The following is a 26,561-nucleotide window of genomic DNA, read 5'->3' on the forward strand; positions in this document are numbered from 1 at the left end:
GACATCACGCGCGCAGCCCCCTTGCTGCGCGCTGCGCTTTTCATGGCATCTCAATCGGGAAATATCGGTATGAACGAAGCACAGCGCCCACGCGGGCAGGAACAGGACACGCGTTTCACCGCGCTGCTCGAAGCGCTGCGTGCGAACGCCGCACAACGCGATCTTGCGGGAGGACACGCGGCGGCCGAAAAGCAGTGCATTGCCGATGCCGGCCTGCTCACGCTCGCGGTGCCGCGCGAATTCGGCGGCCAGTTCGGCAAGGACGGCGTGCGCTGGAGCGATATCTACGCGACGATCCGCGCGCTCGCTCGTGTCGACAGTGCGCTCGCGCATCTGCTTGGCTTCCAGTGCCTGCAGGTGGCGAGCGTCGAATTGTGGGGCAACGCCGCGCAGCGCAGGAACTGGCTGCAAGGCACCGCCGAGTCTCGCTGGTGGTGGGGCAACGCGGTGAACCCCATCGACACGCGGCTTGTCGCGCAACCGGACAAGGAAGGCGGCTGGCGTCTGCATGGCAAGAAGGGATTTTGTTCGGGGACCTACGGTTCGCAGATGATGACCGTGAGTGCGCACGATCCCGCCACGGGCAGCCCGGTGTTCGCGGTCGTGCCCACTACGCGCGCCGGGATCACGGTGCACGACGACTGGGACCCGATAGGCCAGCGGCAAACCGACAGCGGCACCGTATCGTTCGAGAACGTGGCGGTGCGCGCCGCTGAAGTGCTGCAGCGTCCCGACACGCCGCGCGCCACGCTGCGCACGCTGGTCTCGCAAGGCGTGCTGACGAATCTCTTCGTGGGCCTGGCCGAAGGCGCGCTGGAAGAAGCGCGCGCCTATGTGCTCGCGAACGCTCGCCCGTGGGTCAATTCGGGCGTGCAGCACGTGGCCGACGACCCGTTCCTGCAGCAGCGCTTTGGCGAGATGCGCGTGCAGTCGCTCGCGGCGGCGGTGCTGGCGGATCGCGCGGGCGCGCTGCTCGACGCTGCGTGGGACGAAGGCGACGCTTTGAACACAGCGACGCGCGCCGAAGTCTCGCTTGCGATTTCAGAGGCAAAGATCGTCGCGCACCGCGCCGCGCTCCAGGGCGGCGAGCAGCTTTTCGAGGCATGCGGCGCGCGCGCCACGGGCGCGGCGCTCGCGCTCGACCGCTTCTGGCGCAACGCGCGCGTGCACACGCTTCACGATCCGCTCGACTACCGCCTGCGCGACGTGGGCCGCTTCACGCTCTTGAGAGAAGTGCCGCAGCCGACGCTGTACACTTGAGGGACCGATCGCGGCATGGGCCGCGACAGGTCAACCCTTGAGGATCGAACCGTTGGAGTTCCGACTACCGACCACGGCAACGGCGCCTTTTTGCCCCTCCGAAGTGCAGGGCAGCATCGAGGTTTCGCCGCGCGCGCCGTTCTGGAAGAAGTTCTGGCAATTCGCGGGTCCTGGCCTGCTGGTATCGATCGGCTACATGGACCCGGGCAACTGGGCCACCGACATCGAGGCGGGCTCGCGCTACGGTTACAGCCTCCTGTTCGTGGTCGTGCTGTCGAGTCTCGCGGCTATCGCGCTGCAGTGCCTTTCCATGCGCCTTGGCATCGTCACGCAGCGCGATCTCGCGGAGCTTTCGCGCGAGCGCTATTCGAGGCCGGTTGCGCTCGGCCAATGGGTGCTCGCCGAGCTGTCGATCATCGCCTGCGATCTTGCGGAGGTGCTGGGGGGCGCGCTCGCGTTCCACCTGCTGCTGGGCTGCTCGTTGATGGTGGGGGTGGTGCTCACGGCGTTCGACACACTTATCGTGCTGGGCCTGAAAGGCAAGAACTTCCGCTCGCTCGAAGCGATCATGGCCGGGCTGATCGCGACGATCGGCTTGGGCTACGTGATCCAGCTCGCGCTCGTGAAGCCGCACTGGCCTTCGGTATTCGCGGGCGCGGTGCCATCGTGGCACGCCATTTCCTCGGTGGAGCCGCTATATCTGGCGATCGGCATTCTCGGCGCGACCGTCATGCCGCACAACCTCTACCTGCATTCGTCGATCGTGCAGACGCGCGCCGTCAAGCGCGACCCCGCAAGCCTCAAGCAGGCCATCGGCCTTTCGCGGCTCGACACGATCGTCTCGCTTCTGATCGCGCTCCTGATCAACGCGGCCATTCTGATTCTGGCCGCGGCGGCTTTTCACGCCAACGGGCACACCGACGTCACCGACATCGAACAGGCTTACAAGCTGCTCGCGCCGATTGTCGGCACGGGCGCGGCGGCCGTGCTGTTCGGGATCACGCTGCTCGCTTCCGGGCAAAGCTCGACGTTCACGGGCACCGTGGCGGGCCAGGTCATCATGGAAGGCTTCCTGCAGATGAAGATTCCGTGTTACCAGCGGCGGCTGATTACGCGCGTGCTCGCGCTGATTCCCGCCTTCGCGGGCGTGGCGCTGCTCGGCAACGGCGCGGTGGGCAAGCTGCTGGTGGCAAGCCAGGTGGTGTTGAGCCTGCAATTGCCGTTCGCGCTCTGGCCGCTCATCCGCATGACGAACGATCGTGCGTTGATGGGCGAGTTCGTGAACCGGCTCCCCACGCGCTTGTTGGCGTGGTTCCTGTTCGTCGTGATATCGGCTGCTAACCTGTGGCTCGTCTGGCAGACGTTCGGCGGAAATTGAAAGCGGGAAAGGTGTAACAGGCGCGCGCCTCAGAAGGAACAAGCAAGGCGGCAATCGGAAAGCGCTTCGCCGTCCGGCGCCCCCGGGCACCGGACGGTTTCACGTCTTGGTCTTGGTCTCATGTCCGGTTGACCCGGATCTGCTCTCCTACGCTTACGCAGCCTCGGCAATGCCATCCGACGTTACCACTGCCGGAAGGTCGCTCTCGGTCTGCTCGGCGCCCCGTCGCGCTGCAGCCGCCTTTTTCGTCTTGCCGGCTCGCGATGGAGGCTGGCATGCGCCGCACACGACGTTGTGCTGAAGGTCGTGGCGATGCGCGACGAACTTGCCGTTGCAACGGCAGCAAGGCGTCAACTGCAGAATATCGGCATCGAAAAATCGCACCAGGGTCCACGCACGCGTCAGGTCGAGCGCCGGCTCGGCCCCGCTGTGGCGGCAGTGTTCCAGATACAGCCGGAACCCCTTGGTGAGCGCGTCGAGATGCGAGCAACGCGCTTCGTTCTTCAGGAACAAGTACGTGTTATAGAACAGCGAGGCGTGGATGTTGGCCAGCCACGTCATGTACCAGTCCGCCGAGAACGGCAACATACCTTTGGGCGGCGATACGCCACGGATCTCGCGATACAGGCGGATCATGCGGTCCCGCGAGAGCGTGAGTTCGCTTTCGAGCACCTGCATACGCGCGCCCAGCTCGATCAGTGCGATCGCACGGAATACTTCCTGAGCGTCTTCGGTGAGGCTGCGCCGCGTAGTCATGACGTCACCCTCAGGCGAATTGCCCAGCCGGCTGTCCTGCAAGCAGGATGGCCGCATGGGTAGCCGCTACGTCGGCATGCTTTGAAGTCTGCGTAAGCGCCGACAACATCGCATGATCGTCGAAGCGGAAAAAACAGAGAAGTTGGTCGGAAGAGGCCAACCTGACGATCTGCGCGAGCGACAGAGCGCCAAGCAGATCGGCCAGTTCCGACGACAGTCCCAGTCGGAACATGCCGACCGGCTTGTCCTCGCGCAGCATGCGCTGTGCGAGCATCAGATACGACAAATTAATTTCGCGGATAGATTCCAGCGTCTCGCTGCTACGGTCCATTTCTCTAGTTTCCGAAGCCCCGAATTTAACCCCCCGGCTTTTTCGCCGTTGTATCTTTTCTGGTCTTGTGGTCGATCTTCGCTCGTTGGCTTGACCTGACTCTTTGATACAGGTTGTTACATCTCGTAACAACCTTGGACTGAATTGTATGAGGGCTTATCTCAGAAAGCAATCCCTCACATAAAAAATAATCGTACTGTTGTAAATTATTTTCGGTAAGTTTTGCTGCAGTTTGAGAGCTGCCAGAGGGCAAGCTGCGACAACCTCGATCCGGCCAGCTAATCCGGCCGTAGCGCCTTGGTTTATCAGGGTTTCTGCCAACTCCTCGATGCATGCGCAACGAATCGCCGCGAGACAAAAAGCGCCAGTCGCTGGAATAAACGTTTAGAAAGGAGTTGCGTTGACAGGTAAAAAATACGGGTCTGCGGATTAATACCTATGACGATTAAGATGTAACAGGTGTTTCGACCCTGACGACCTGTAACAGGGCAATGTGTAACTGAGATGTTACGAGTGCAGATGGCGGGTAACACCGTTGGTTTTTGGAATATATGCACGCTGGATATTGCGCGGAGATCGTGTCTTTGAAACGTTTGCCGGGCGGGCGGAGTGGCGCGACACAGGAAGGCGCCGATATCGAGCCGGCCATCGTGCGTCCTGGCTATATGTATACCGTACGGCCGGAATCGACGGCCCAGTCATATCATGACGTGATATAACTGGCATAATGAACACGGCATTTCGGGTACGGCGCGCTCGTCTGCCCTGCGCCGGCATCATCGGGGGAGCAATCATGGCCTCGTTCAACAGGATTCTGCTGTGTTACGACGCAACGCGCGAAGGTCGTCGGGCTTTGCGCGAGGGCGCCGACCTTGCGCGCGAATGCCACGCGCAAACGCATTTGCTGGCCGTGCTCGACCAGGCGCCGCTGCAATGGGGAACGGACATCGCTTCTGCCGTGCCGTTCGAAGCCGCGGAAGAGGCGGCGCGCGAGATTTTGCGTGAAGGGGTGGCCTGTTTGCAGGAGAAGGGCCTCGCGGCAACGGGCCACTTCGTTGTCGGGCGGCCGATCGACGTGATCGCGAGTTACAGCGCGGAACTCCTGCCCGACCTCATCGTGCTGGCCCACCATCGGCGCGGCCCGCTCAAGCGCTGGTGGGACGGGCGCGACGACCGCCGGTTGCTCGACCGCGTGTCGTGCAGCGTGCTGGTTGTTACCGCGCCGGACCCGGAGCCGGCGAAAGCGGCGGCCTGAGATGCAAATGTAACCGTGCGCCGCTCAAGCGTTGGATTCGCCAAGAATCGGCGTGCGCTTGACCTCTGAAATGTAGAGCAGGATCAGCGAGACCCACACGACGCCGTAAAGCAGCATGAAGCAGCTCGAACGGATCTTGAGCCAGTCGAGCAGGATGCCGAACAGGATCGGCAGCAGAAAGCCGCCCAGGCCGCCCGCCAGCCCCACAATGCCGGTCACGATGCCCATGTTGGTGGGGAAGTCGTCGGCCACATACTTGAACGTCGAGGCCATACCGAACGCGAACACCGCGCCGAGCACGAAGGCGATCGCAACGAAGCCGAACAGAGGCATGCTGATATGCAGCGCCGCCTGGCCGTCGATCGTGTGGATCACGAAGTCGGTGGGCGGGTACGAGAGAATGAAGAGGCAAACCCATGCCACCCACAGGCCCCACCACGTGACGGTGTGAGCGCCGAGCTTGTCGGCGAGCACGCCGCCCACGGCGCGCAGGATCGAGCCCGGCAGCGAAAAGCCCGCGGCGAAGGCCGAAGCCATGACGAGCGACATGCCGTATTCGGCCTTCAAGTATTGCGGAATCCACAGCGAAAGCGCCGTGAAGCCGCCGAAGGTGATCGAGTAGTACTGGCACAGCCGCCACACGCGCGGGTCGGCCAGCACCTTGAACGAGTCGAGCAGCGAGCCGCCCGACTTGCCGGCGCCCGGGTCGCGCGCCGAGCCGAGCCAGAAAATCACGGCCGTCACGATCAGCGCGACGGCATAGACGCGCGGCACGAAGCGCCATCCATAGAGGTTTTCCAGCTGCGGCGTGACGAACAGATTGACGGCGGCGCCCACCGTGCCCGCGCCGAAAAAGCCCATGGCGAAGCCGCGCTGGCTCGGCGGGAAAAAGCGCGCCACATACGGCGTGCCCACCGCGAACGAGGCGCCCACGCAGCCGAGAAAGAGGCCAATGAGCAGGAATTGCCACAACTCGCTCGCGTAGCTGACGATATACACCGGCACGGCGCAGACCACCAGCAGCGTGGTCATGACGATGCGCCCGCCGAAGCGGTCGGTCCACGCGCCGAGCGGCAGCCGCATGATCGCGCCGGTCAGCACGGGGGTGGCGGTCAGCAGCCCGAACTCGGTGCTGTTGAGCTGCAGTTCCTCGCGCAACTGCACGCCGAGCACGCCGAACATCATCCACACGACGAAGCAGACGAGAAACGCGAGCGTGCTGACGAGCAGGACGGACCACGCTTTCGCGCCGACTTTCTCGGGCTGTGCTGCGCTCGTCACGGGGCGCGCCGGTTCACTACGCAGATTCATGTTGCCTCCATCGCGTGAGGGTGCAGATCGACGTCACTGGACGAGCGGGCTCGTCGCGGCTTCCAGCGCCGCGTTTTCGAGCGTCGCTCCGGATGCCAGAATCGATACGTACTGCTGAATGGCCTTGTGGCGCACGCGTTCACTGAGAAAGCGCGCGATGTCGCCGGACACTTCCTCGAAGGGCACCGGATGGCCCGGCACGCGCTGATCCACGCGCACGAGATGAAAGCCATAGCGCGTGCGCACGAGACGCGGCAGAACGCCCATCTCCGCGCTGTCGAACAGCGCCGCTTCGAACTCGGGCACCGTGTCGCCGCGCGTGAGCTGGCCAAGACTCCCGCCCACGCCCGCCGAAGGGCAATTCGAGAACTGGCGCGCCAGCGCCTCGAAAGTGTCGGGCGCCTGCTGCAACTCGCGAAGCGTCGCTTCGGCCTTCTGGCGCAGCAGCGAGAGCGGCACGCGGTCGGTAATGGCGAAGAGAATGTGGCTTGCGTATATGAGTTCGTTGCGCACGAAGCGCTTTGCGTGCTGCGTGTAGTAGCGCTCGCAGTCTTCGGGCGTGGGTTCGGGCACGCGCAGTTCGCGCTCGAGCAGCACGTCCAGCGCGCTGTCGTCGAGTTCGGCGTCAGGCGCCAGCAGGTCCAGCGCCACTGCGCGCTGGCGCAGCAGTTCGTGCACGACCAGCGTGCGCCGCGCGGCGAGCGCGGGGTCCGGGTCATCGGCGTGATTGCCGCGCTCGGCCTCGATCGCGGCGAGACCGATCTCGACGTCGTTCACGCGGGCGGGCAGGCCGGGCAGTCCTTCGTGGGGGACGGCAGTCGTCATCTCTGGCGCTCCTGGTTCCGGTTGGCGATTAGCGCTTGCGTACGAGCTGGTACGGACGGATCAGATAGAACACCGAAGCGATGCCGCTCCAGATATGCACCATGCGCGTGAAGGGCGAAACGAGGAAGATCGTGAAGCCGAGCGCGATATGGGTTTGATACACGAGCGGCACGCCGTCGAGCAGCCCGGCGATATTGGGCCGGAACGTTACTACGCCTTTTACGTAGTCGGTGAGCTGTTCGAACATCACGCCGTCCATGTGGCGCGCCGAGAGCACCACGGTCGCCAGGCCGAGCGCGAGTTGCGCCCACAGCATGAACACGATGAGGATGTCCGAAGGCTTGCTGTTCACGCGAATGCGCGTGTCGCCAAGCCGCCGCACGATCAGGATCGTGAGGCCGACAATAGCGAAGCTGCCGGCCACGCCGCCCGCGACCATCGCGAGCAACTGGTGCACGGTAGCCGAGATGAACGGCGCGACGAGCCAGTGCGGCGCGAGAAAGCCGACGAAGTGGCCCATCACCACGACGAGAATGCCCCAGTGGAACAGGTTGCTGCCAAGCCGCAGCGCGCCGCGCCGCAGCAGTTGCGACGAGTCGCTCTTCCACGTGTACTGTTCGCGGTCGAAGCGCACGAGCGAGCCGAACAGCAGCACCGCAAGGCAGATGTACGGATAGATACCGAACAGAAACTGATGGAAATAATCGCCCATGACGGCTCCTTGCTAGCGGTGTTCGAACGGCGTGCCCAGGTAGCGTGTTGCGTTTCTAACGTGGCGCGCGGCGCGGGTGAAACTCGACCGGCGCCGAGGCAGGAACGGCAGCCGGGCGCTGCGCACCCATGAACTGCACGGGCTCATCGGCCCAGGCCGCGTCGAGCGCTCGCAGATGCTCCTTGTCGTGCGGCTTGCCCGCGTCGTCGTCGTGCGCGGCTTCGGGCAGATCGGCGCCGCCCGCGCCTGCAAGCGGCAGCAGCGCGCCGATCACATACGCGTAGTGGCTGTTGCGCCGGCTCAGTTCTTCGGTGATCGATTGCAGGATCGCGACGGTCTCGCCGAGCAGCGCGCGCGCATCGTTCGGCTCCAGAATCGAGAGGTATTCGAGGAACACGGGCAGATAGTCGGGCAACTGGCCTGGCTGCAACAGCATGCCGTGCTTCTCGTAGGTCTGGACGAGGTCGATCATCGCCTGGCCTCGATCGCGCGATTCGCCGTGCACGTGCTCGAACAAATGCAGCGACGTCGCGCGGCCGCGATCGAACAACGCGACGTAGTTCTCCTGCAGCGCAAGCAGATCGCGCGAGCCGAGATAGTCGAGGAAGCGTTCGAGCTTCTCGCGCGCCTCGGCGCCGAACGCGCGCTCGCTGCGCACCATCGCGCGCAATTCATGCACGGCCTCGATGAGCGACGTATCAGGGTATTCGAGCAGCGACGCAACGAGCCGGTACGTCATGGGCTGGGGACGAGCCGCGAACATGGTCAGATCTCCTGAATGGGAATCTTGCGATGCCCACTCTTCGGTGCGAACAGGCTCGCCTCCGATTTGCCGTCCGAGCAACCGTTGCCGAACGTGAAGCCGCACGAGGAGCGCAGGTCGAACGCGTTTTCCGCGTATTCACGGTGCGTGGTGGGAATCACGAAACGATCCTCGTAGTTCGCGATCGCGAGATAGCGATACATCTCCTCGACCTGTGCGAGCGAGAGCCCCACTTGCGAGAGGACCTGCGGCGCATCCACGCGGTCGACCTGGCGCGCGCGCATGAACGCACGCATGGCGAGCAGACGTTCCAGCGCAACCTGGACCGGCTTTTCGTCGCCTGCGGTGAGGAGGTTCGCGAGGTAGCGCAGCGGAATGCGCAGCGAATGCACGTCGGGCAGCCAGCCGTTCATGCCGAGTTCGCCGCTGTTCGCCGCCGCGTTGATCGGCGAAAGCGGCGGCACGTACCAGACCATCGGCAGCGTGCGGTACTCGGGGTGCAACGGGAAAGCAATGCGCCAGTCGATCGCCATCTTGTAGACGGGCGAGCGCTGCGCACCCTCGATCCACGCCTGCGGAACGCCGTCGCGTGCGGCCTGCTCGAGCACGGCCGGATCGAACGGGTCGAGGAATACGTCGAGTTGCGCCTGGTACAGGTCCTTCTCGTCCGCTACGCTCGCGGCCTCGCGAATGCGGTCGGCGTCGTAGAGCAGCACGCCGAGGTAGCGAATGCGTCCCACGCAGGTTTCCGAGCACACCGTGGGTTGCCCCGCCTCGATACGCGGGTAGCAGAAGATGCACTTCTCGGCCTTGCCGCTCTGCCAGTTGAAGTAGATTTTCTTGTACGGGCAGCCCGAAACGCACATGCGCCAGCCGCGGCACTTGTCCTGATCGATCAGCACGATGCCGTCTTCCTCGCGCTTGTAGATCGAGCCGGAAGGGCACGCGGCCACGCATGCCGGGTTCAGGCAATGTTCGCACAGGCGCGGCAGATACATCATGAAGGTGTTCTCGAACTGGCCGTAGATCTCCTTCTGCACGTTCTCGAAGTTATAGTCCTTCGAGCGCTTCTCGAACTCGCCGCCCAGAATCTCTTCCCAGTTCGGACCCCACTCGATCTTCTCCATGCGCTCGCCGCTCACGAGCGAGCGTGGCCGCGCGACTGGCGTGGCCTTCGTGTTGCCCGCTTCCTGCAAGTGCGCGTAATCGAACGTGAAGGGCTCGTAGTAGTCGTCGATTTCCGGCAGATGCGGATTTGCGAAGATCTGCGCGAGCAATCTCCACTTGCCGCCAAGGCGCGGTTCGATCTGGCCGTCGGCCTTGCGCACCCAGCCGCCGCGCCAGCGCTCCTGGTTCTCCCATTCCTTCGGGTAGCCAATGCCGGGCTTCGTCTCGACATTGTTGAACCACGCGTATTCCATGCCCTCGCGGCTCGTCCAGACGTTCTTGCAGGTGACTGAACACGTGTGGCAGCCAATGCACTTGTCGAGGTTCAGCACCATCGCGATCTGCGCGCGCACTTTCATGAGCTTTCTCCTTCGCGAACGGCCGCAGTCACAGCGGCGGGCAACGGACCAACGGGGGTTTCCTCGGTATCGAGCCAGTCGACGTTCTTCATCTTGCGCACGATGAGAAATTCATCGCGGTTCGAGCCGACCGTGCCGTAGTAATTGAAACCGTAAGCGAGTTGCGCATAGCCGCCGATCATGTGCGTGGGCTTGAGCGAGATGCGCGTGACCGAGTTGTGAATGCCGCCGCGCGTGCCCGTTATTTCGGACCCCGGCGTATTCACGATCTTTTCCTGTGCGTGGTACATCATCACCATGCCGCGTGGAATACGCTGGCTTACCACGGCGCGCGCGCAGAGCGCACCGTTCGCGTTGAAGCATTCGATCCAGTCGTTGTCGACCACGCCGATCTGCGCGGCGTCCTGCTCCGAGATCCACACGATCGGGCCGCCGCGCGAGAGCGTGAGCATCAGCAAGTTATCGGTGTAGGTGCTGTGTATGCCCCATTTCTGGTGCGGCGTGATGAAGTTGAGCGCAAGCTCCGGATTGCCGTTCGAGCGGGAGCCCGCCATCTTTTCGTAGCTGCCCGTGTCGATAGGCGGCTTGTAGACGCACAGCGCCTCGCCGAAATCGCGCATCCACGCATGGTCCTGATACAGCTGCTGGCGGCCGCTCAGCGTGCGCCAGGGGATCAGCTCGTGCACGTTCGTGTACCCCGCGTTGTACGACACGTGTTCCGACTCGATGCCGCTCCATGTTGGCGACGAAATGATCTTGCGCGGCTGCGCCTGGATATCGCGGAAGCGGATCTTTTCGTCGGCGCGGGCGTCGGCGAGATGCGCATGCTCGATGCCCGTGAACTTCGAGAGCGCTTCCCACGCCTTTTTCGCCACCGCGCCGTTCGTTTCGGGCGCGAGCGAGAGTATCGTCTCCGCGGCGTCGAGCGCGGTTTCGATGCGCGGGCGGCCCTTCGCGTCGCCGGCGTCTTCGGATTGATCGCGATAGTTCAACGCGCCGAGTTCGTGGACTTCATCCTCGGTATTCCAGCTGATGCCCTTGCCGCCGTTGCCGAGCTTGTCCATGAGCGGCCCGAGCGATGTGAAGCGGTGATACGTCTCGGGGTAATTGCGCTCGACCGTGACCACGCCCGGCATGGTCTTGCCCGGAACCGGCTCGCATTCGCCGCGTTTCCAGTCGGCCACGCCGAAGGGCTGCGCCAGTTCGCCCGCGGCGTCGTGCGCGATGGGCGCGAGCACCACGTCGCGCTCCACGCCGAGATGGCCGACGCTCAGTTCGGAAAAGCGCTTCGCAATGGCCTTGAAGATGTCCCAGTCGCTGCGCGCCTGCCACGCGGGATCCACGGCAGCGGAAAGCGGGTGGATGAACGGGTGCATGTCGGACGTATTCATGTCGTCCTTCTCGTACCAAGTGGCCGTGGGCAGCACGATGTCCGAGTACATGCAGGTCGTGGACATGCGGAAGTCGAGCGTGCAGAGCAGGTCGAGCTTGCCCTTGGGCGCTTCCTCATGCCAGACCACTTCTTCGGGGCGTGGCACGCCGTCCTTCACGACTTCCTCGCCCTGCACACCGTTCGTTGTGCCAAGCAGATGCTTGAGGAAGTACTCGTGCCCCTTGCCCGACGAGCCGAGCAGGTTCGAGCGCCACACGAACAGGTTGCGCGGGAATACGGCCGGATTATCGGGGTCCTCGCAGGCGAGCTTGAGGCTGCCGTCTTTCAGGCGGCGCGCGACTTCGGCACCGGCTTTCGATGGGTCTTCGAGCGAGCGGCCCAGTTCCAGCGGATGGCTCGCGAGCTGCGGCGCGGAAGGCAGCCAGCCCATGCGTTCGGCGCGCACGTTGTAGTCGATCGGCGCGCCGTGGTAGTCGGCCTTGTTCGCGAGCGGCGACAGCAGGTCCGTGGGGTTCATCGGGTCGTAGCGCCACTGGTCGGTGTGCGCGTAGAAGAACGATGTCGAGTTCATCTGGCGCGGCGGCCGGTTCCAGTCGAGCGCGAACGCGAGCGCGGTCCAGCCTGTTTGCGGGCGCAACTTTTCCTGACCCACGTAATGCGACCAGCCACCGCCGGACTTGCCGACGCAGCCGCACATCACGAGCATGTTGATGATGGCGCGATACGCCATGTCCATGTGGAACCAGTGGTTGATGCCCGCGCCGATGATGACCATCGAGCGGCCTTCGGTCTTGTCGGCGTTCTCCGCGAACTGGCGCGCGACATTGATGACGTCCGCGCGTTTCACGCCCGTGATTGCTTCCTGCCAGGCGGGCGTGTAGGGCACGTCGTCGTCGTAGCTATGCGCGAGGTCCTTGCCGCCCAGGCCCTGATCGAGCCCGTAGTTCGCCACGAAGAGATCGTAGACCGTCGCCACGAGGCGCTCGCCGGCGGGCGTTGCCACGCGCCGCACGCCAATGCGGCGGCTCAGCACCGGACCGTGCGAGGTGTGCGGGAAATGCGGATGCGCGACGTTGCCGAAATAGGGGAACAGCACGTCCACCACGTCGTCGTGTTTTTCAACGAGCGAGAGTGCGGGCTTGAGCGGCGCGCCGTTGACGCCTTCCTCGCGCAGGTTCCACTTGCCGCGATCGGCGCCGTCCTGCTGGCCCCAGTGAAAGCCCACCGAGCCGAGCGGCACGGCGAACTCGTTCGTCGCGCTGTCGATCACCACGGTCTTCCACTCGGGGTTGTTGTCTTGCGCAAGTGCGCCGTCGAAATCGGACGCGCGCAAATAGCGGTCGGGCACATACTGACCGTCGCGCTCGACGAGCGTGACGAGACAGGACATGTCGGTGAAGCGGCTGCAATAGTCGGCGAAATAGGCGCTCTTGCCGGCGAGGTGATACTCCTTCAGGATCACGTGGCCCATGGCGAGCGCGAGCGCCGCGTCGGTGCCTTGCTTGGGGTGCAGCCAGATGTCGCCGAACTTCGCGCCTTCGGCGTAGTCGGGGAAGATCGAAACGATCTTAGCGCCGCGATAGCGCGCTTCCACCATGAAGTGCGCGTCGGGCGTGCGCGTCTGCGGCACGTTGGACCCCCACATCACGATGAACGACGAGTTGTACCAGTCGGCGGACTCGGGCACGTCGGTCTGCTCGCCCCACGTTTGCGGCGAGGCGGGGGGCAGGTCGCAGTACCAGTCGTAGAACGAGAGGCACACGCCGCCGATAAGAGAGAGATAGCGCGACCCGGCGGCATACGACACCATCGACATCGCGGGAATGGGTGAGAAGCCGATCACGCGATCGGGGCCGTGTCGCTTGATGGTGTGCACGTTCGCGGCGGCCGCGATTTCGAGCACTTCGCTCCAGTCTGCCCGCACGAAGCCGCCAAGGCCGCGCCGCGTTTGATAACTTTTGCGCGCGGCATCGTCGTCGACAATGGCGGCCCACGCGGCAACGGGGTCGAGCGTGCGGCGTTTCTCGCGCCACAGCTTCACGAGCGCGCTGCGCACGAGCGGGTACTTGAGGCGATTGGCGCTGTAGAGATACCACGAATACGATGCGCCTCGCGAGCAGCCGCGCGGTTCGTGGTTGGGCATGTCGGGGCGCGTGCGCGGATAGTCGGTTTGCTGCGTTTCCCACGCGACAATGCCGCCCTTCACATAGATCTTCCACGAGCAAGAGCCCGTGCAATTCACGCCGTGTGTGGAGCGCACGATCTTGTCGTGCTGCCAGCGAGTACGGTACGCCTCCTCCCATTTTCGGTCTTCGTCTGTGACGGCGCCGTGACCGTCCGCGAATTGTGTTCGTGCCGCCGTGAAGTAACGCAGACGATCCAGAAAATGGCTCATGGCATCTCCAGCTTGTGCGTCGGGGACACCCGTATTTAAAAGTAGGAATTAGAAGATGTAAAGGGGATGAATGTAATCTATTTCGATGTATTTGCTAATGCATATCGAAATCTCGCGATATTTGTCGAAAAGATGACGAAACGTCGGCTATGCAAAATGCACGTTCGCGTACGGATATGTTTGAGAACGATTCATGTTTCAAAGCTTTCCTTTCGGTGAAGGAAATCCCCATGAATTCATGGATGAATCTGTCGATTGCGTAGCGCGTGGATTTTTCTGGATTGCGCTCTCGAACTGAAAACGAGTCGTAAATAAACTTGAAAAAGTCACCTGGATTTTTGGTAATTCGCCGGGATTTACGATATGGCGACGCCTATGCATTGAATTGCATCATTGTTGCGTGCGCATGAATCTTCAATGATGATTGGCGCTCGTTTCACGAGTCAGACCTGTTTCAACGCGCTTGATCACGCAATGCCTGCGCCGTTTGCGGATCGGCGGGAAAGAACGCTTCGATGGCCAGTTCGGCGAGCGTGATGTCGACCGGTGTGCCGAACACGGTGGTCGTGCTGTAGAACGCCAGTTCGCCAAGCACCGTGCGCACGCGCAACGGCACGGCAATGTGATGCGCGATCGGCTCGGCGTGCGCGTGCGCTACGCCGGGCGGCGCGGGATACGATGCGAGTTCCTCGTGCAGCGCGGCGAGCACGGGGTCGGCGCTGGCATCGATCTGGCGCTGCAGGCGCGCAAGCAGATGCGCGCGCCACGCGTGCCAGTTGACGATGCGCGGCGCGATGCCGTCCGGGTGCAGCGAAAGCCGTAGCGCATTGATGGGCGCGGCGAGCAGCGCGGCCGAAGCGTCGCCGATGAGCGGCGCGAGCGCGCCGTTCGTCGCGACGATATTCCAGTGGCGGTCCACCGCTACGGCGGGATAGGGCTCGTGGCCGCGCAGAACGAGATCGACCGCCTCGCGCGCAGCGGCGAGCTGCGGGTCGTCGAGCGCGCGCTCGCGATAGAGCGGCGCGTAGCCCGCCGCCACCAGCAGCGCGTTGCGCTCGCGCAGCGGCACGTCGAGTTGCTCCGCGAGATGCATGACCATCTCGCGGCTCGGCAGCGCGCGGCCCGATTCGACGAAGCTCAAATGGCGCGTCGATATTTCGGCTTCGGTGGCGAGCAGCAGTTGGCTCATGCGCCGGCGCACGCGCCAGTCGCGCAGCATCTCGCCGACGCTGCGGCGCACAGCGCCGGACGGCGCTGCAGGGAGAATGGAAGCGAGCGTGTTCATGCCGCCGATTCTAGCGAAACGCGCGGGCGTAGCGATTACGTATGAGGTAAAGAAACGCTCCGGCGCTGCCGACAACGGATATATGAAAACCTTGGGTTTATGGCCCTGCTGCATGCGTGGACGACGTTTACCGTGTGCAGCGCTTTCGCCTAAAATGAAAAGTCTCACGTACTGTGGCGTCGCGCTGAGGAGACAGCCATGAGGGAAACGGTTGCTGCTTATCTGCTCGGACCCGGCGTCATGTTGCTGGTGTGCGCGGTCATGTGGGCTGTGTCGCGCCGCAGCAGAGGCACGCTCGAGACGCGCCTGACTCGCTGGCTCGACGCGCATCGGCCGCACGGCATGCGTCACAAGCACTGAGCGTGCCAGCGCCGCCGCGGTGCGCGCGGGTTTGTGCGGTCGTGCCGTTGCATCGCGAGCGGATCGCCGCATTGGCCGCGAGGCTAATTCCATAGCATTCCGAATCAATTGCCGGCCTGGTTGCCGGTTTCTTTCCCGCTTCGTTTGTTTCGCTCCGGCGTACGGCACGCCCTTGCGCGTCACGCTGCGTCCGCCGTTCCCGCATCAATTCGAGGGAACTGACCGTGCGCCCCGCGGTCATTCCGATATTGCATACCGGAGCCCTCCATGACCCGTCCCGCCGATTCCTTCACCATCTTCATTGCCCGCATCGCGCTCGCCATTCTGTTTCTGTGGGGCGGTGCCATGAAGCTGCTGGGATACGCGGGGTTCGTCGGCTATCTGCACTCGAAGGGCGTGCCGTATGCCACGTATGGCGCGATCGTGGCGACCGCCATCGAAGTGCTCGGCGGCATTGCGCTCGTGCTGGGCGTGCGCACGCGCGCGGTTGCCTTCCTGCTCGCCGTGTACGCTATCGTCACGGCGATCCTGGGCCATGACTTCTGGAACGTGACCCAGGCCGCGGCGCAACAGGATGCGGTCATTCACTTCTGGAAGAACGTGGCGATCGCGGGCGGCTTCCTGCTGCTGACCGTGACGGGCGCGGGACGTGCTTCCATCGACGGCATGCGCGCGCCGCGCGGCGGCCTGCGAGGCTGACGCCCTCGCGTGGCAAGGCGCGAGTGTCGGATCACAACCACCGGGCAACCGGACGTAGAGGGAGCAGGCCTTGATACAGAACTTCGACTTCAACGTGGCAGGCAAGACCGAACAGCTCTGCGCGAGTCTTGCGGAAGACGGCACGCGGCGCGTGTTCATCAGCTACGCGGATACCGCGAAGACGCTGGTGATCCTCGACGCCACCGGGATCATCGGCGCGCTCAAGGCCGAGCTCGAAGAGCCCGACCAGCTGATTGCGCACGCCATCCGCAAGGCGCAGAACGATGGCTTGATCGCCCGCGCGATCGACTCCGGCACGATCCAGGAGGCGTCTCTGTAGGTTGGCGCCGTCGTGCGCCACGCCAGCGCGCCACTGCATCAGCGCGATTCCGATTCGTTCATCCGCGCCGGCGCGGCACGGCGCGCGCCCGCATGTGCCGGATCGGTTTTCGCGAACCACGCGAGCCCGGCCGCTGTGAGCAGGAGCGCCGCCGAGACCGCGGTTTCCGCACGCAGGCCGGCCGCCACCTGCGCCGCGCCCGTGCCGCCCGCGAGCGCGCCGAACGCCGCCACGCCCACCGCACCGCCAGCCTGACGCGCCGTATTGAGCAGCGCCGAGGCCGTACCCGCGCGCGCGGGCTCGACCGAAGAGAGCACGGCCGTCGTCATCGCCGGCACGGCGAGGCCCATGCCCGAGGGAATCAGCAAGAAGGCGACCAGCACGAAGGCGAGCGGCGTCGAGGCGTCCACGCTGACCAGCAGCGCGTAGCCCGCACCTGCGATCAGCGCGCCGACGATCATCGGCCGGCGCGTGCCGTAATGCGCGACCACATGGCCGCTCACGATATTCGAGAGCAGGAATCCGCCGGTGAGCGGGATGAACGCGAGGCCCGCCTGCAACGGCGTTTCGCCGCGCGCATGCTGCAGGTAAAGCGCGAGCACGAACACGGTGCCGTAGTACGTGAGATTCACGCAGATACCGAACAGCACCGCCGCGCTGAACGTGCGGTTGCGCAGCATCGCGAGCGGCACCATGGGGTCGCGCGTGCGGGCTTCGAGCGCGACAAACGCAATACCCGCCGCGAGAGCGAGCGCGAAGCCGCCCGCCACGGCCCAGTGCACGAAGCCGAGCGGCCGCCATTCGATCACCGCGCCCGTAAAGGCCGTCAGCGCCACGACGGCGAGCAACTGGCCACGCACGTCGAGGTTGCGCACGGCGCTCGCGCTGGCCGTGGTGCAATCGTGCGCATGGCGGCGCGGTGCGGGAATCCACGCGAGCGTGGCCCACAGGCCGGCCGCGCACAGCGGCAGGTTGACGAGGAAGATGCTGCGCCAGCCGAACGCCGCGATCAGCAGGCCGCCCGCCACCGGGCCGGCGGCGATCGAGATGGCGCCCGCTGCGGTCCAGAAGCCCACGGCGCGCGCCCTGAGCCCGCGGTCGTGGCGGCACGCTTCGTTGAGGAGGGCGAGCGAGTTGGGCAGCATGGCCGCCGCGCCCGCGCCCTGCACCGCGCGGGCGGCGATCAGCATGACCGGATTGGCGGCGAGCCCGCAGGCCAGCGAGGCGAACGCGAACACGACAAGACCGGCGGCGTAGAGGCGGCGCGCGCCGTAGCGCTCGCCGAGCACGCCGCCCGAGAGCATCAGCACCGCGAAGGCGAGCGTATAGGCGTCGACGATCCATTGCAGGCCCGCGACGTTCGCATGGAGATCGGTCGCGATGCGCGCGAGCGCGATATTGACGATGGTCACGTCGAGCTGCGTAACGACGAATCCGATGCTGACGGTTGCGACGATACGCGTGAGCGCCGGCGTGAAACGGGCCGAAGCGGGGGCGGGGGTGGGGTGTGAGGTATTCATGCGCCCATGGTAGGGCGCTCGCCGGCTTCGACGTTTCAGCGCGAGGTGAATCGTCGAAGCCGCCGGCAAAATGGTGCCGGACCAGAGGCGGGCGCCCAGTGTGCATTCATTGCACACGGAGGCGCACTTACTGCTCCCGGTGCGCGTCCTTGAAGAACAGCGTCGTGATCGCGCCGAGCACGCAAATCGCGGCCACATAGTAGGTGGGCGCGAGAGGCGCGGACTTCATCAGCAGGGCGACGACGATCGGCGTGAGGCCGCCGAACACGGCGTACGCCACGTTGTACGAGAACGAGATGCCCGAGAAGCGCACGACGGGCGGGAATGCGTTCACCATCACATACGGCACCGCGCCGATCGTGCCGACCAGCAGCCCGCTCACCGCGTAGAGCGGCATGAGCATCGAACTGTCCACGGCGATCTGGCGGAACAGCACATAGTACGAGATCGCGAGCGCAATGCCGCCGATGGCCAGCACGCGGCGCGCGCCGAAGCGGTCGGCGAGCGCGCCCGCGCTCACGCAGCCCACCGTGAGAAAGAGCGTGGCCACGCAGTTCGCGAGCAGCGACGTGGTGGCGTCGAGATGGAACTGCTTCTGCAGCAACGGCGGCGTCATGAGAATCACGACGACGATAGCGGCCGAAAGCATCCACGTGAGCAGCATCGAGACGATCACGGCGCGGCCGTGGTCGCGCAGTACGGCCTTGAGCGGAATTTCGTCGGCGAGCGACTTGCGCGCCTTCATCTCGGCGAACACGGGCGTCTCGTGCAGCCACTGGCGCAGATACACCGAGAACATGCCGAACAGGCCGCCAATCAGGAACGGAATACGCCAGGCATACGCGGCGATGTCGCTCGGGGCGTAGTGATGATTGACCGCCGCGGCGATCAGCGAGCCGAGCAGGATGCCGAACGTGAGGCCCGCCGTGAGCGTGCCGCAGGCATAGCCGATATGACGGCGTGGCACGTGCTCGGAAACGAACACCCACGCGCCCGGCACCTCGCCGCCCACGGCCGCGCCTTGCAGCACGCGCAGCGCGAGCAGCAGCACGGGCGCGAGCACGCCGATCGTCGCGTAAGTGGGCAAGCAGCCCATGGCGAGCGTGGGCAGCGCCATCAGCAGCACGGAGAGCGTGAACATGCGCTTGCGGCCGAGCAGGTCGCCGAAGTGCGCCATGACGATGCCGCCGAGCGGCCGCGCGAGGTAGCCCGCCGCGAAGATGCCGAAAGTCTGCAGCTGGCGCAGCCAGTCGGGAATCGTTGCGGGGAAGAACAACTGCCCGATCGCCGGCGCGAAGAACACGAAGATGATGAAGTCGTAGAACTCGAGGGCGCCGCCGAGTGCGGCGAGCCCGAGCGTCTTGTAGTCGCTGCGGGTAAGCGCGCGCGCAGCGGCAGGCGTGCGCACGCCAATTTCTGTTGCTTGCATTTCCGAAAAACCAGGGTGTTGTTATGTACGACGTTGCATGTAGCGCGTGAAGAACGCGTGCGGACGTGCTTGATGGCCGAATTTGCCTGGTGCGCGCGTGGCGCGGGGGCGGCGGTCGTCGGTTAGGCGGGCGCAAGGGTGGGGGCACGGCAACAGCGCGTCCGCGCGGGTGGGCGGACGTGCCGACGAGTTCAGGCCAGCCCGCAATTCTACAGGAAGCTTGCAAGCCGCCAGATGTGGGCCTGGCGCGTGCCCGTCAGAGCGCGCATGCGCCGCAGTGGGAAGGCGCTGAAGCAGATTGGATTTCGGACTCGTCCGATGGGAAGTTTTTGCACATATCCACAAAATCGCACGCTTCGATATTCGATCCATAAAAGGACCCAATATGCGCATCGCGATTTTCGAGCGCGACGCTGACCATCGCCAGCAACTCGAGCGCGTGTTGACGCAATGCGGCCACGCCTGCGTTCCGTTCAGCGATGCACTTACGCTTGCGAGGACGCTGGCCGCATCGACCGTCGACATGCTCGTGCTCGACTGGCAGGGCTCGCAGGTCGCCGGCGCGGAGCTGCTGAGGACGCTGCGGGCGGTGAACGGCAGCCAGATTCCGGTGCTGTTCGTCTCGGAGGACGCGTCCGACGAAAACGTGGTGCGCGCGTTTTCGGTCGGCGCGGACGATTATGTGGGCCTGCCGGTGTGCCCTTCGGTGCTGCGCGCGCGCGTCAACGCGCTTTTGCGCCGAGCGTTTCCCGACCGCTACGAGAACATGACGATCGACGCGGGTCCTTACCACTTCGACATGCGGCGTCAGGGCGTCAGCGTGCACGGCAAGGCGGTGGAGCTTTCGACTACGCAATACCGGCTCGCCGCGCTGTTCTTTTCGAATATCGGACGCGTGCTCTCGCGCGACCATATTTACGCGATGGTGTGGGGCCGCGAGCTGCACACGTTGACCCGCACGATCGACAGCCACGTGTCGCGCCTGCGTCTGCTGCTGGAGATCGAGACGCCGAACGGCTTCCGGCTGCAGCCGGTGTACAAGAGCGGCTACCGGCTACTGCGCTTGCAGGACCAGAATGAGGCGTTCGCCGCCGAAAACGAGGCGCTCGAGCCGGCTTGAGCCGACGCTAGAACCGTTCTGTGGCTGCAAAAGACGGCGACACGCAATGCGTGTCGCCGTCTTTTGTTTGACGTACTCGGTATGGCGTGCAGCAACCTCAGCGCGCGAGGCCGAGTCCTTGCAGCACAGCGTTGCCTTCCGAAGTCAGGCGGATGCGGGCGTCACCGGCGGCGTCCTGCACCTGCTCGACGAGCCCGGCTTCCTTGAGCATGGGAATTTCCGGCTTGGCATGCGCGTCGATCGGCGCATGCAGCAGCAACAGGAGGGTTGCAAGCTCGTGGTGGCTGAGCAACCGGCGCAACAAGGTGCGGCGTGCGGGCTTCGCGCCGGACGCTGCTTCGCTGTTGACCTGACTCGTCGCCTGAATCTGCGGCTCTTGCTGTTTCACGGGACCTCCTGCTGCGTTCGTATCTTCTGACTGAAGCGATCATGCGCACGAAGACTTAAGCGATTCTTAAAACGCCTGGCGAAAATGTGTCATCGCGCTACACAGCACGCATGAATGTAAAAGGCTGTAATAGAAGGGCGTCGATCCGCACAAAAAGGCGCGCAAGCGCTTTCAACACGCACACATCGCCGCTGCGGCACGAAAGCCGCCCGTCAAATGCTCAAGGCGCGCAGGTTTTGCTCGCACCCTCGATCCACAGGTTCGAGGCGTGGCGTTTGCCGGCGTAGTAGCGGTAAGTCGTCGCGCCATTGTCGGCGCGCACCTTGATGACGTTCGAGTCGCCGAACTCGAGCATCTGGCCTTGCGGCAGCGGCGAGGTGGTAAAGCTCGCGCCGTGGCGCTGGGCTTCCACGGTCAGGCACGAGATCACGTCCCGGACCGACCGGTTGGTTGTGGAATCGATGACCGGCTGACCCGCGTCCGGGTTGCTCTGAAACCATGCGCACGCGCCGAGCGTGAGCGAAAGGGCAAGGGGCACGGCAAGCTTCTTCATATTTCCCGGTATCCAACGAAATAGCCAATCATTATATCGGGAGCATCTCCCGTGCCACGGGGCAGCAGCCAAATGCCGCAAAACTGTCACGCACCGGGCATAGGTGTTGCGGCAGTGCGACGAGCGTGCGGAGCCCTACATACCGGCACGCAAGAACCTACGGAGAGAGATAGACTATCTTTAGGAGTGCCGCCTGGAAATCTGACGTGACGTCAGGAGAATACGCATGAACCGCCCATCGGTACGCTTTCCTGTTCGCGCCGCTGGCGCTGGCTCACTCTTCAGGTGGGTCAAGTGGGGATTCGTCGTCGCGTTTCTGGCCGCCCTCGTCATCGTCGCGCGTATCGTCCAGATCGAAATCGATACGTCGCGCCTGCAGGCGCGCTACCTCTCCGAACTCACGCGCGACATAGGCTTTACGGTCGAGAACGGGCCGAGCCACAGCATCCGTTTTCCCACCACGAACGGGCCGTACGACGTGCGGCTCGGTTATGCGGAATTACCCACCTTCGAGAACCGGCTGGCGGAACGCGGTTTCGCGATCTCGGCGCAGGCGCGCGATTCGGATCGCATGATCGCCGTGGCCGACCAAGGGCTTTTTCTGCCCTTTGAAGAAAAGGATCAGGCCGGGATCGTGCTGCGCGACGCGTCGGGCGCGACGCTCTTTCATACGCGTTATCCGCAGCGCGCTTACGAGAATTTCGACGCCGTGCCGGCCGTGGTGCGCGACTCGCTGCTTTTCATCGAAGACAAATACCTGCTGGCCCAGGACCAGCCGAACCGCAACCCGGCCATCGACTGGGGGCGCTTTAGCCGCGCGCTCGTCGACCAGGGCGCGCGCCTCGTGAACCGGCATCAGCAAACGCCGGGCGGCAGCACGCTCGCCACGCAGATCGAGAAGTTCCGGCACTCGTCGGGCGGCCGCACCTCGACGCCGCCGGAGAAGCTGCGCCAGATCGCGTCCGCTTCGCTGCGCGCCTACCTGGACGGCCCGCAGACCATGCCTGCGCGCCAGCAGATTCTCGTGCACTACCTGAATTCGGTGCCGCTCTCCGCCAAGCCGGGAGTGGGCGAAGTCAACGGTCTCGGCGACGGGCTTGCGGCCTGGTATGGGCGCGACTTCCGCGACGTCAACCGGATCCTGCGCGCACCGCTTACGCCCGAGTCGATCGACGCGCAAGCGCTGGCGTTCCGTCAGGTGCTCTCGCTGCTGATCGCGCAGCGCGCGCCTTCGTACTTCCTGCAGAAAAACAACGACGCACTCGCGAAACTGACCGACAGCTACATCCGCCTGCTCGGCGCTGGCGGCGTGATTACGCCCGCGCTGCGCGACGCCGCGCTCGCCACGCAACTCACGCTCGACCGCTCGAGGCCGTCACAACGCGCGCCGGTTTCGTTCGTGGAGCGCAAGGCGGTGCTGACGCTGCGCACCCAGCTCATGCAGGCGCTGGGGCTGAAGACGCTTTACGACCTCGACCGCCTCGATCTCACCGCCACGGCCACGCTCGACGACAGCGTGCAGCAGGCCGTGAGCGACCGCCTTGCCGACGCCGCGACGAAGGACGGCGCGCGCCAGGCGGGGTTGGTCGGCTTCGAGATGCTGCGCCCCTCCGACGATCCTTCGAAGATCGCGTATAGCTTCACGCTGTTCGAGCGCAGCAACGGCGAGAACCTCGTGCGCGTGCAAACGGACAGCGTGAACCAGCCATTCGACATCAATTCGGGCGCGCGCCTGAATCTGGGCTCGACCGCGAAGCTGCGCACGCTCGTGACCTACCTGCAGATCGTCAGCGCGCTGCACGCGCGGTACGCGGCCGACGACGTGAAGTCGCTGCGCGCGATGCTGCCGCAAATCGATCCGAGCGATGCACTCACGCGCTGGGCGGTCGACTATCTTTCGAAGACGTCCGACCGTTCGCTGCCCCCCATGCTCGAAGCGGCCGTGGAGCGCAAGTACTCGGCCAACCCGGGCGAGACGTTCTACACCGGCGGCGGCGCGCAGAGCTTCAACAATTTCGAGTCGAGCGACAACGCGCAGATTCTCACCGTGCACCGCGCGTTCCAGCATTCGGTGAATCTGGTGTTCGTGCGGCTCATGCGTGACATCGTTCACTACGAGATGATCCAGACTTCGGGGCCGCCTGCGGAGTGGCTCGACGACCCGGCCGTGCGCACGCGCTTTCTCACGCAGTTCGCCGACGGTGAGAGCCAGGTCTACATGAAGCGCTTCTACAAGCGCTACGCGGGCAAGAGCAACGACGAAGCGCTGGCGATCTTGCTGCAGCACACGCGCAAGGGTCCGGCGCGCATTGCAACCGTGCTGCGCAGCGCGAAGCCCGACGGCCAGCTGCCGTGGTTCGACGCACAGATGCGCGCGCAACTAAAGAACACGAAGTTCCAGTGGCTCGACGACGAGGACCTCGCGCACTACTACGACAAGTACGCGATCGGCAAATTCAACCTCAACGATCGCGGCTATATTGCGGGCATCCATCCGCTCGAACTGTGGTTGCTGAATTACTTGCGCACGCACCCGGATGCGACGCTCGCGCAGGTTCAGGAAGCGAGCCGCGACACGCGCCTTTATACCTACTCGTGGCTCTTCAAGACGAAGTATCACGCCACCCAGAACCGGCGCATTCGCCACATGATCGAGCTGCGCGCGTATGACGCGATCGGCAAGTCGTGGCGCGCGGTCGGCTATCCGTTCGACAGCATCACGCCTTCGTACGGCGCGGCGATCGGCGCGTCGGGCGACCGGCCCGCGGCGCTCGCGCAACTCATCGGCCTCATCTCGAGCAACGGCGAAAAGCTGCCGACGCATAGCTTCGAATCGCTCGACTTCGCGCGCGGCACGCCCTACGAGACGCACTTCGTTCATGCGTCCACGCCGCCGCAAGCGCTGGTTTCGCCGGAGATTTCGCAAGTGGTGCGCGAGTTGCTGACGTCGGTGGTCGAGGGCGGCACGGCCAAGCGCCTGGCCGACGGTATGACGCTGCCCGACGGCAAGACGCTGCCGGTCTACGGCAAGACCGGCACCGGCGACCAGCGCTTCAACGTGTACGCGCCGGGCGCGCGGCTGATCGAATCGCGCAAGGTGAACCGCAGCGCGACCTTCGTGTTCGTGATCGGCAACCGCTTCTACGGCACGCTCACGGCGTGGGTGCACGAGCCGTATGCGGCGCGCTATACGTTCACGAGCGCGCTCTCCGTGCAGCTGCTGAAGTCGCTTGCGCCCGTGTTGCAGCCGCTGCTCGAATCGAGGCCCGGCACGGACGGCGATGCGAAACCCGATCCCGTGCACGCCGCGCAGCAGATGACGCTTATCGACCCGGAATCGGGCGAAATGCGCCGCGTGGTGTGGAACGGCAACGCGCTAGAGTTCGACTCGCACTGATTCAGGTGATTCGGCATCCAAAGCAAAACGCGGGGCTTGGCGTATGCGCCAAGCCCCGCGTTCTCTTTGATGCGGTCAATATCCGCTTCAATATCCGCCTTAATACCCGCTAGGCGGAGGCGCCGAACCCGGCGGGGGCGGCGGCAAATAACGTGGTTGCGGCGCGGTCTGGAATTGCTGCTGCGGCGCCTGGAACTGCTGCGGTTGCGACATCGTCATGTTGCCGGGGGCCGGTATGCGGTTGCCGGTGGCGTACATGCATTGCAGATAAGCGTAGTCGTAGCGGCGCTGCACGTCCCACGCGGAGCCCTGGGCGTTGCCCATGCCGACCGCGCTGCCTGCAAGCAGGCCCGCGCCCGCGCCAATGGCCGCGCCCTGGCCGCCGCCGAACGCAGCGCCTGCCGCCGCGCCGAGCGCCGTGCCCACCACGGCGCTGCCGAGGCCGGCGCCCGTCGCCGCCTGGTTCGTGGTGACGCCGCCTACTTGCTGGAAGGCGAACTGGCGGCAATTCGCGTCGTCGGCGCGGAACTGGTCGAAGGTTTTGCCCGTGCCGGGCAGCGCCATCACGCTCGGCCCCGTGGGCGTCACGGCGCATGCGCTCAACAGCCCCGCTGTGGCGAGAAGCGCGAGATACGTGTATTTCATTTGCGGCTCGATATCGTCAAGGTGTTCAGTTCGAAGGCGCCGGCTGGGCGGGAACCGCGCGCCAGCCCGACGAGCATTGCTTTACATACGGATAGTAGGTTTTCGACTCGTCGCAGTAATACCAGGTGTCGGCGTTTGCCTGCTGCTCGCCCGCTGCATCGCCGGGCGGGGCGTTGACGGGTCCCTGCTGCGCATCCATGACGGGGGCGCCGGCTTGCCCCTGCTCGATGTAGTCGGGCGCCTGCGGCGGTGGCGGTGCGACGATGACGGGCGGCGCGTAGTAGTACGGCACGGGCGCGACCGGGTAGTAATAGGGCACGCCGGCGCCGATGTACACGCCGACGCGCGCCGCCTGGGCTACCCCGCATACGCCGATAAGCGCGGCCGCTGCGGCCCCGAGAAACAGTTTCGACCTTCTCACACACGATCTCCAGAAACGGGCAGGCTGGGGCAACGGCGCGCGCCAGCCAATTATCGAACGCTAAGACATTGGCGGAACCAATGCAATTACGCGAGTTGCGCCGATTTTTCGAGTTGTTACAAAGCCTGCCGGGTTGGTGGCGCGCGAAGACCGTCATGGGCGCGAACGGCGCGCAACGGCTGGCTTCGCGGTCTATTCGGGGCGCAAACCCGCGGAAATGGCTCCCTTTGCACCTTTCGGCGCATTGATGCACTGTAACAATTGGACATCGGCGGCGTCAGGGCGGCCGGTGCGGCAGTTCGATTGCCCTTTGTCGACGCTTATTGATAAGGAATCCATATTATAAATCCCGGCAAAACTGACTCCGTGAAAGCACATTGAAAGAATTAATGAATTATTAAATAAAATGACTATTTTTAAATAAAAGCGATTTCATCATTCATTGCATGAAATGACGCCATTATTCGAAATCTTTCATAAAGTGAAAATCGGGAAGGAA

At 64.3% G+C, this 26,561-nt stretch carries 23 protein-coding genes; 8 read left to right on the top strand and 15 right to left on the bottom strand.

All coding sequences use genetic code 11. From position 1 onward, the window contains the following. Nucleotides 1-69: 69 nt before the first annotated feature. Together FAZ97_RS14590 and FAZ97_RS14595 are read left to right on the top strand one after the other, a co-directional pair. Nucleotides 70-1,260 (top strand): acyl-CoA dehydrogenase family protein, encoded by a 1,191-nt coding sequence (locus FAZ97_RS14590; protein WP_158759203.1) that lies wholly within the window; start codon nt 70-72, stop codon nt 1,258-1,260. Between the two features lie 52 nt (nt 1,261-1,312). Further along, nucleotides 1,313-2,638: an Nramp family divalent metal transporter gene (locus FAZ97_RS14595; protein ID WP_158759204.1), complete on the top strand. Its 1,326-nt coding sequence runs from the start codon at nt 1,313-1,315 to the stop codon at nt 2,636-2,638. Between the two features lie 153 nt (nt 2,639-2,791). Here FAZ97_RS14595 and flhC read toward each other — a convergent pair whose 3' ends face one another. Beyond that, nucleotides 2,792-3,394, bottom strand: coding sequence for a flagellar transcriptional regulator FlhC (flhC, locus tag FAZ97_RS14600; RefSeq protein WP_158759205.1), 603 nt, complete (start codon nt 3,392-3,394; stop codon nt 2,792-2,794). 10 nt (nt 3,395-3,404) lie between these two features. Then, a complete protein-coding gene (gene flhD / locus FAZ97_RS14605) occupies nt 3,405-3,725 on the bottom strand; it encodes a flagellar transcriptional regulator FlhD (RefSeq protein WP_028202636.1) in 321 nt (106 codons plus the stop codon). A 793-nt stretch (nt 3,726-4,518) separates the two neighbouring features. Here flhD and FAZ97_RS14610 point away from each other — a divergent pair. After that, the gene (locus FAZ97_RS14610; protein ID WP_158759206.1) at nt 4,519-4,980 is read left to right on the top strand and encodes a universal stress protein; all 462 of its coding nucleotides are present in this window, start codon (nt 4,519-4,521) and stop codon (nt 4,978-4,980) included. A 24-nt stretch (nt 4,981-5,004) separates the two neighbouring features. Here FAZ97_RS14610 and FAZ97_RS14615 read toward each other — a convergent pair whose 3' ends face one another. The 7 genes from FAZ97_RS14615 to FAZ97_RS14645 form a co-directional block, all read right to left on the bottom strand. Further along, nucleotides 5,005-6,291, bottom strand: a complete 1,287-nt coding sequence (locus FAZ97_RS14615; protein WP_158759207.1) for an MFS transporter — start codon at nt 6,289-6,291, stop codon at nt 5,005-5,007. A gap of 33 nt (nt 6,292-6,324) precedes the next feature. After that, nucleotides 6,325-7,116, bottom strand: a complete 792-nt coding sequence (locus tag FAZ97_RS14620; RefSeq protein ID WP_158759208.1) for a peptidylprolyl isomerase — start codon at nt 7,114-7,116, stop codon at nt 6,325-6,327. Nucleotides 7,117-7,144: 28 nt separating this feature from the next. Continuing rightward, entirely contained in the window at nt 7,145-7,828 is a 684-nt protein-coding gene (gene narI / locus FAZ97_RS14625) for a respiratory nitrate reductase subunit gamma (RefSeq protein WP_158759209.1), read from the bottom strand. A gap of 55 nt (nt 7,829-7,883) precedes the next feature. Next, on the bottom strand, nt 7,884-8,591 hold the full coding sequence (gene narJ / locus FAZ97_RS14630; RefSeq protein WP_158759210.1) for a nitrate reductase molybdenum cofactor assembly chaperone: 708 nt from the start codon (nt 8,589-8,591) through the stop codon (nt 7,884-7,886). Between the two features lie 2 nt (nt 8,592-8,593). Beyond that, nucleotides 8,594-10,117 (bottom strand): nitrate reductase subunit beta, encoded by a 1,524-nt coding sequence (gene narH, locus FAZ97_RS14635; RefSeq protein WP_158759211.1) that lies wholly within the window; start codon nt 10,115-10,117, stop codon nt 8,594-8,596. Continuing rightward, complete coding sequence (locus tag FAZ97_RS14640) at nt 10,114-13,905, bottom strand: nitrate reductase subunit alpha (RefSeq protein ID WP_158759212.1); 3,792 nt, start codon at nt 13,903-13,905, stop codon at nt 10,114-10,116. The genes narH and FAZ97_RS14640 overlap by 4 nt, the downstream gene beginning before the upstream one ends. Nucleotides 13,906-14,359: 454 nt before the next feature. After that, on the bottom strand, nt 14,360-15,190 hold the full coding sequence (locus FAZ97_RS14645) for a helix-turn-helix domain-containing protein (protein ID WP_158759213.1): 831 nt from the start codon (nt 15,188-15,190) through the stop codon (nt 14,360-14,362). A 198-nt stretch (nt 15,191-15,388) separates the two neighbouring features. Here FAZ97_RS14645 and FAZ97_RS35210 point away from each other — a divergent pair, with 198 nt between their 5' ends. The 3 genes from FAZ97_RS35210 to FAZ97_RS14655 all read left to right on the top strand — a co-directional run bounded on the left by FAZ97_RS35210 (nt 15,389) and on the right by FAZ97_RS14655 (nt 16,589). Next, nucleotides 15,389-15,550, top strand: a complete 162-nt coding sequence (locus FAZ97_RS35210) for a hypothetical protein (RefSeq protein ID WP_199272129.1) — start codon at nt 15,389-15,391, stop codon at nt 15,548-15,550. A gap of 267 nt (nt 15,551-15,817) precedes the next feature. Beyond that, nucleotides 15,818-16,249, top strand: coding sequence for a DoxX family protein (locus FAZ97_RS14650; protein ID WP_158759214.1), 432 nt, complete (start codon nt 15,818-15,820; stop codon nt 16,247-16,249). A gap of 70 nt (nt 16,250-16,319) precedes the next feature. Further along, nucleotides 16,320-16,589, top strand: a complete 270-nt coding sequence (locus FAZ97_RS14655) for a hypothetical protein (RefSeq protein WP_158759215.1) — start codon at nt 16,320-16,322, stop codon at nt 16,587-16,589. A 38-nt stretch (nt 16,590-16,627) separates the two neighbouring features. Here the strand turns inward: FAZ97_RS14655 and FAZ97_RS14660 are convergent, their stop codons facing one another. After that, nucleotides 16,628-18,109: an MFS transporter gene (locus FAZ97_RS14660; protein ID WP_158759216.1), complete on the bottom strand. Its 1,482-nt coding sequence runs from the start codon at nt 18,107-18,109 to the stop codon at nt 16,628-16,630. Between the two features lie 127 nt (nt 18,110-18,236). Beyond that, nucleotides 18,237-19,538, bottom strand: a complete 1,302-nt coding sequence (locus tag FAZ97_RS14665; protein ID WP_158759217.1) for an MFS transporter — start codon at nt 19,536-19,538, stop codon at nt 18,237-18,239. 385 nt (nt 19,539-19,923) lie between these two features. Between FAZ97_RS14665 and FAZ97_RS14670 the strand changes: the two genes are divergently transcribed. Then, nucleotides 19,924-20,658 carry a response regulator transcription factor gene (locus FAZ97_RS14670; protein WP_158759218.1) on the top strand — a complete coding sequence of 245 codons (735 nt, stop codon included), beginning with the start codon at nt 19,924-19,926 and terminating at the stop codon, nt 20,656-20,658. Between the two features lie 97 nt (nt 20,659-20,755). Here FAZ97_RS14670 and FAZ97_RS14675 read toward each other — a convergent pair whose 3' ends face one another. Together FAZ97_RS14675 and FAZ97_RS14680 are read right to left on the bottom strand one after the other, a co-directional pair. Then, nucleotides 20,756-21,025, bottom strand: a complete 270-nt coding sequence (locus tag FAZ97_RS14675; RefSeq protein ID WP_158760929.1) for a hypothetical protein — start codon at nt 21,023-21,025, stop codon at nt 20,756-20,758. Between the two features lie 241 nt (nt 21,026-21,266). After that, a complete protein-coding gene (locus FAZ97_RS14680) occupies nt 21,267-21,599 on the bottom strand; it encodes a hypothetical protein (protein ID WP_158759219.1) in 333 nt (110 codons plus the stop codon). A 226-nt stretch (nt 21,600-21,825) separates the two neighbouring features. Between FAZ97_RS14680 and FAZ97_RS14685 the strand changes: the two genes are divergently transcribed. After that, a complete protein-coding gene (locus FAZ97_RS14685; protein WP_158759220.1) occupies nt 21,826-24,996 on the top strand; it encodes a transglycosylase domain-containing protein in 3,171 nt (1,056 codons plus the stop codon). 99 nt (nt 24,997-25,095) lie between these two features. Here FAZ97_RS14685 and FAZ97_RS14690 read toward each other — a convergent pair whose 3' ends face one another. Both FAZ97_RS14690 and FAZ97_RS14695 read right to left on the bottom strand, forming a co-directional pair. Beyond that, a complete protein-coding gene (locus tag FAZ97_RS14690) occupies nt 25,096-25,641 on the bottom strand; it encodes a glycine zipper family protein (RefSeq protein WP_158759221.1) in 546 nt (181 codons plus the stop codon). A 25-nt stretch (nt 25,642-25,666) separates the two neighbouring features. Next, on the bottom strand, nt 25,667-26,062 hold the full coding sequence (locus FAZ97_RS14695) for a hypothetical protein (RefSeq protein ID WP_158759222.1): 396 nt from the start codon (nt 26,060-26,062) through the stop codon (nt 25,667-25,669). Between the last annotated feature and the right edge of the window lie 499 nt (nt 26,063-26,561).

Source organism: Paraburkholderia acidiphila (genome assembly GCF_009789655.1).
In the GTDB taxonomy this organism is placed as follows: domain Bacteria; phylum Pseudomonadota; class Gammaproteobacteria; order Burkholderiales; family Burkholderiaceae; genus Paraburkholderia; species Paraburkholderia acidiphila.